This is a genomic window from Brevundimonas sp. (genome assembly GCF_016463485.1).
Taxonomy (GTDB): Bacteria; Pseudomonadota; Alphaproteobacteria; order Caulobacterales; family Caulobacteraceae; genus Brevundimonas.
This window is the reverse complement of the sequence record NZ_JAEMRD010000191.1, coordinates 1-5,047: the sequence shown is the minus strand read 5'-3', so window position 1 is coordinate 5,047 and position 5,047 is coordinate 1. Positions and strand designations below refer to the sequence as shown.

Genomic DNA, 5,047 nt, shown 5'->3' with positions numbered 1-5,047 from the left:
CCAGCTTCACCGACCGGCTCTTCTCGGCCGAGATGGTGGCGACGCGGTCGACGGCGGAGGCGAAGACGGCCTTGTCGATGTCGGCCTGTTTGTCGTTCCCCTTGGGGATCACCCGCATATAGTCGGGGAAGGCGCCGTCGATCACCTTGGACGTCAGGGACGCGGCCCCGAACTGGAAGCGGATCTTCTGGGGGCTGACCTGGACCTCGACGGGGCCGGCACCGTCGTCGAGCAGGCGGCGCACCTGGTCGATGGTCTTGCGCGGCACGATCACGCCGGGACCGCCCGCCGCCCCTTCGGGCGCCGGCGTCTCGGCCAGGGCCAGGCGGTGGCCGTCGGTCGCCACGGCGCGCAGCAGGGGGATGCCCTGTTCGGCCACCGTGTGCAGATACAGGCCGTTCAGATAATACCGCGTCTCCTCGGTCGACACCGCGAACCGGGTCTTGTCGATCAGCCGCGCCAGATCGTCCTTCATCAGGGTGAATCGCACGCCCGAGGTGTCCGTCGACATGACCGGGAAATCCCCGGCCGGCAGGACCGGCAGGTTGAACCGCGACCGTCCCGCCGCCACCGTCAGGCGCGGATCGTCGCCGTTGTAGGTCAGCGACACCTCTGCCCCGTCGGGCAGTTTTCGCACGATCTCGTACAGGGTGTGGGCCGGCGCCGTGATCGATCCCTCGACCTGGACCGTCGCATCGGCCTGATCGACGATCTCCATGTCCAGGTCGGTCGCGGCGAACGACAGGCTGTCGCGCCCGGCGCTCAGCAGGACGTTGGACAGGATCGGAATGGTGTTCCTGCGCTCGACCACGCTCTGGACGTGCCCGAGGGCCTTCAGGAGCGCGGAACGTTCGATGGTCAGCTGCATGGTGTCTCAAGGCCCGGCGCGGAATCGAAACCGCGCGATAGAATGGCTGTGGACACTAGCCTATTGGCGCAAAGGGGCAACCGGCACGGGCGCGATGCTCCACAACTGCCGCAGGGGTCAGTCCGCCTCGGCCCAGGCCTTCAGCAAGGTGTGGGCGATGGCGAAGGAGGGCGGGGCCTTGATCGCGTGCTGGCCCGCCAGAACCGCCCGCGCCTCACCCCGCGTCAGCCAGGCGACGGCTTCCAGCTCGGTCTGGTCCGGCGTGGCCTGATCGTCGGTGACCTCGGCGAACAGGCCGATCATCAGCTGCGACGGAAACGGCCACGGCTGGCTCGAATGATAGCGGACCGAGGTCACGGTCAGGCCGCTCTCTTCCTTGATCTCGCGCGCGCAAGCTTCCTCGATCGTCTCGCCGGGCTCCAGGAAACCGGCCAGGGCCGACATCCGCCCCGCCGGCCACGCCGCCTGCCGCCCCAGCAGGCAGATGGGCTCGGCCCCGCCCGAATAGATCGGCAGCATGATCGTGACCGGATCGACCCTCGGGAAATGCTCGGTGTTGCAGGCGGGGCAGATCCGCTTCCAGCCCCCGTTGGCGTTATTGCTCTGATGACCGCAGGCGGCGCAGAACCCATGCCGCCGCCGCCAGTCGAACAGGGATTTGGCCGTCCCGGCCATCGCCGCCTCGACCCCGGACAGCACCGCCGCCGCTTCGCGCATCCCGGAGAACGCCCCCAGCCCCCGCACGGGCCCGTCGGCCGGGTCACTGGGCCCCTGGATCTCGACCGCAAAGACCGGCGCATCCTTCCACAGACCCAGGAACAGCTCATCCGTCGGCGCGACATCGCGCGCCTGTTCCATGCCCAGCCAGACCAGACGCGGCCCGTCGGCGTGATCCTCCAGCAGGGGCTGACCTTCCCACAGCACCAGGGCCAGCGCATCCGCGCTCGCCGCCTGTTCCGCCAGCCACGTCGGATCGGCACGCAGGTCGCCGCCCCGGTCGAGCGGATTGCCGGCGAAGGTGTTGAGCGGGACGAGAGTCATGAACCGTTCTTAGCGGGTACGGCTCACAACGGGGAGAGGCCTTGATCTCGCCGCCGGGATTCGCGATATGGACCTCGGAGATCGCGGGCGAAGGCTTCGCCAATCTGGTCAGGGCCGGAAGGCAGCAGCCACAACGAATTCCCCTTCGGGTCGCGGTCTCTACTTTTCCAGACTTGTTACGCTATCGCTCGCCGCGCGGCGGCTCGCTGCTTGAGCGCGGGCGTTGTGCGCTATAGCTCGGCTGGCGGAGCCTCGCTGCTTGAGCGCGTGATTTGCGCGAGGACGGCTGATCCGCGACCCTGTCGCATGATATCAGACGAGAAAAAGCCCCGCCGCTGGGTAGCGACGGGGCCGTGACTTTTACATCGGGCGCGTGACGCGGCCGCCCAGGTTGTCGATGACTTCGCGGGCGTCGAAGGCATTGGGGTCGTTGGCTGGCTTGGGGCCGCGCCCCATGACGATCTCGGACGTGGCTTCGTAACGGTCTATCTGGCGGACGTCGAAGTCGTCGCGACCCCAGAACGGGTCGTTCCACGAGCTCCAGGACCCGCGACCGTACCAGCGCCACGACGGGCCCCAGAACGGGCTGTAGCGACCATAGTAGGGGCTGTATCCGAATCCGGGGCGGGGCGATCCGAAGCTGGAATAGCGGGTGTCGCGATCCGTGGCCCGGTTGACGGTGGCGAACCAGTCGAAACCGTTCTGGGTCGTCAGCTCGGCCGAGCGCAGCAACAGCCCCATCTCGACGTCCTCTCGCGAGGTGACGGAGTTGCCGGCGAAGGTGACGCGGAAGCGATCGTTTTCCAGCCGCTGCTCGGCGTAGCCGCCGCGCACGCCGCCGGTGCCGGCCGGCTGGTACGGGGTCGCTGTGGCGCAAGCCGACAGGGCCAGGGCCGCTGTGGCCGCCAGCAGGATGGGTCTAAGGGACAGGGTTCTCACGGAAAAATCTCCTTTGGCCCGGTCACAGGCCTTTTCGCCGTAACGGGCCGCGCGGGCGGTCGTTCCGTATGGCCAAGAACGCCTATAATCGCGACACAATCAAGACCGAGGCCGCGAGCAGCAGCAGGCCCACGAAGATGCCAAAGCCGCGCCGGAACCGGGGCTCCGACATCCGCCGCGCCAGGGCCGCGCCGCCCAGGCCATAGGCGCTCATCGCCAGCACATCCATGCCGATGGTGGCGGCCGCGAACAGGGCAAGCTGCGGTGCGACCGGTCGCTGCACGTCCAGGAAGGGCGGCAGCACGGCGGTGAAGAACAGGATGGCCTTCGGATTGGCGATCTGGACCATGAAGCCGTTCATGAAGGCCCCGCGATCGCGACGGACGGCAACAGCGTGGGCGGCATGGGCGGGCTTCAGCGCAGCGCGGATCGCTTGCACGCCCAGCCAGGCGACATAGAGGGCACCGCCGATCGCCACCACCTTGAACGCCAGCGGAAAGGCCGCGACCAGGACCCCCAGCCCCAGGGCCGCCGCCCCGAACCAGACCAGTGTCGCGGCATTCATGCCCAGCACCCCGACCAGGGCCGCGCGACGGCCGCGCTCGGCACCGGTGGCGACCGCGAACAGGTTGGCCGGCCCCGGCGTCACGGCCATGACGGCCATGACTCCCAGAAAGGCGACATAAAGATGGGGATCGACCGGCAACATGGCCGCCGCTTTCGACGGCGGCCGGGTTCAGGTCAAGCTTGAAGGGTCAACGCAGGACATCTCCCTACCCCGAGGGGGAGGGCAGATCGCGAAGCGATCAGGTGGGGGCGTTAGGCAAAACAGCATTGCATCGCCTTGCCCGCCCCACCCGGTCTCCGCTGCGCTACGACCACCCTCCCCCGCAGGGGAGGGAAAAGGTCAGTGGGTCTCTGGCGCTTCAGCCGCCGCATCCGCGTCCTCGACGGCGTCGGCGGCTTGATCGAGGGCATACTGGGCGATCAGCCCATAGGTGCGCAGCTGTTCTGCATCGGGGTTGGTCCAGGCGCTGTTGCGCACGATACCCATGCCTCCGGCCATGCCCCGTTCGACCTCAGCCTGGACTTCCGGGTCGCTGAGCGCGTCCTGAACCAGGGCGTCGACGTCGATGTCGGCGAGCGCCGCCTGGGCGATGGCGCCCGCGTGCTGGCTGACCGTGGCGGTGAAGGCGGCGATCTCGGGCTGGTATTCGGACCACAAGGCGGCGATGCGGGCCTCGCGCTGGCCCTCGGTCAGGCTTTCGTCCTCGGCGATGACCTCGGCCCGGTCGCCGAAGGTCTCCATCCGCGCCTCGAACGCCTCGGCCGCCGCTTCGATCGCGGCTTCGGCGGGGCTGTCGGCCTGAACATCCGGACCTTCAGCCGCGAGGGCAGCCGAAAGGGGCAGGACAGCGAGGGCGGCGGCGAGGCTGAGGATGCGGATCATGGCGCGGCTCCTGGGGGGATCTGATGCCACCAAGGTCTGCCGAACGCCGCTCGACCTCAAGTTACTTCGCGTTAAGGCGAGCGGCGCGGCGGATATGGATCAGAACTGTCGCTCGACCGCGGGCACCGGATTTGACGGCGCACCGGGAAAGGGCCTGACGCCCGGACCACGACGGACGGCCAGACGCTCGCGATCGACCTGGCGGCGGATGTCGTCGGGAAAGTCGCGCACTTTCCCGGCATCGCGATAGCGGCCGCCGACATCGCCCTCGGCGGCCAGACGGGCGTCGATCAGGTCGGCCAGGGCATCGGCCTCGGGCTGGTATTTGGCGGCGATGGCCCGGGTTTCGTTGACGCTGCGGGCATGGCTCATCTCCAGACCCATCCGCCCCATCTCGCGCTCGAAGCGAGCGGTGGCGTCGCGGAAGGTCAGCACTGCGGGCTGAACCCGACTTGCGCCCGGTTGCGACGGTGCGGCCTGTACGGACAGGGCCGGGGCGGCGAGCACGACGGCAAGGGTGGCGGCGATGAGCAGGCGCATGCGATCCTCCGGGTTGAACTACCGCAGGATGCGCCGCGAACACCGTTTCGCCAAGAGAGATTGCCTCACGTGCGCGTGAAGCTGAGCAGCGGCCGGGAGCGCATGACACGCTCCCGGCACAGGCTCCGACCCTAGTTGGCGGGGGCCGGGGGCGTGGCGGCCGGGGCGGCCATCACGCCCTGACGCACCTTGTTCGGAGTGTCGCGAAT

The 5,047-nt window shown here is 68.6% G+C and carries 6 protein-coding genes and 1 other RNA gene; 1 reads left to right on the top strand and 6 read right to left on the bottom strand.

Annotated features, from left to right (window positions below):
• Both dnaN and nudC read right to left on the bottom strand, forming a co-directional pair.
• Nucleotides 1-868, bottom strand: an 868-nt coding sequence (gene dnaN / locus JHC99_RS17380) for a DNA polymerase III subunit beta (RefSeq protein WP_292155909.1), incomplete at its 3' end; no start/stop codon positions are given.
• Between the two features lie 117 nt (nt 869-985).
• Nucleotides 986-1,909 carry an NAD(+) diphosphatase gene (nudC, locus tag JHC99_RS17375; protein WP_292155907.1) on the bottom strand — a complete coding sequence of 308 codons (924 nt, stop codon included), beginning with the start codon at nt 1,907-1,909 and terminating at the stop codon, nt 986-988.
• Nucleotides 1,910-1,982: 73 nt separating this feature from the next.
• Here nudC and ffs point away from each other — a divergent pair.
• Nucleotides 1,983-2,076: signal recognition particle sRNA small type (gene ffs / locus JHC99_RS17370), an RNA gene on the top strand.
• Between the two features lie 193 nt (nt 2,077-2,269).
• Here ffs and JHC99_RS17365 read toward each other — a convergent pair.
• The 4 genes from JHC99_RS17365 to JHC99_RS17350 all read right to left on the bottom strand — a co-directional run bounded on the left by JHC99_RS17365 (nt 2,270) and on the right by JHC99_RS17350 (nt 4,838).
• Nucleotides 2,270-2,839, bottom strand: a complete 570-nt coding sequence (locus JHC99_RS17365; protein WP_292155910.1) for a hypothetical protein — start codon at nt 2,837-2,839, stop codon at nt 2,270-2,272.
• A gap of 91 nt (nt 2,840-2,930) precedes the next feature.
• The gene (locus JHC99_RS17360; protein ID WP_292155906.1) at nt 2,931-3,557 is read right to left on the bottom strand and encodes a LysE family translocator; all 627 of its coding nucleotides are present in this window, start codon (nt 3,555-3,557) and stop codon (nt 2,931-2,933) included.
• A gap of 198 nt (nt 3,558-3,755) precedes the next feature.
• Nucleotides 3,756-4,298 (bottom strand): hypothetical protein, encoded by a 543-nt coding sequence (locus JHC99_RS17355; RefSeq protein ID WP_292155904.1) that lies wholly within the window; start codon nt 4,296-4,298, stop codon nt 3,756-3,758.
• A 99-nt stretch (nt 4,299-4,397) separates the two neighbouring features.
• Nucleotides 4,398-4,838, bottom strand: coding sequence for a hypothetical protein (locus JHC99_RS17350; protein WP_292155903.1), 441 nt, complete (start codon nt 4,836-4,838; stop codon nt 4,398-4,400).
• Between the last annotated feature and the right edge of the window lie 209 nt (nt 4,839-5,047).

What these genes read in the sequence shown, in the direction of transcription:
- JHC99_RS17350 (WP_292155903.1), bottom strand. Translation starts at nt 4,838, where the DNA reads ATGCGCCTGCTCATCGCCGCCACCCTTGCCGTCGTGCTCGCCGCCCCG.
- JHC99_RS17360 (WP_292155906.1), bottom strand. Translation starts at nt 3,557, where the DNA reads ATGTTGCCGGTCGATCCCCATCTTTATGTCGCCTTTCTGGGAGTCATG.
- nudC (WP_292155907.1), bottom strand. Translation starts at nt 1,909, where the DNA reads ATGACTCTCGTCCCGCTCAACACCTTCGCCGGCAATCCGCTCGACCGG.
- JHC99_RS17355 (WP_292155904.1), bottom strand. Translation starts at nt 4,298, where the DNA reads ATGATCCGCATCCTCAGCCTCGCCGCCGCCCTCGCTGTCCTGCCCCTT.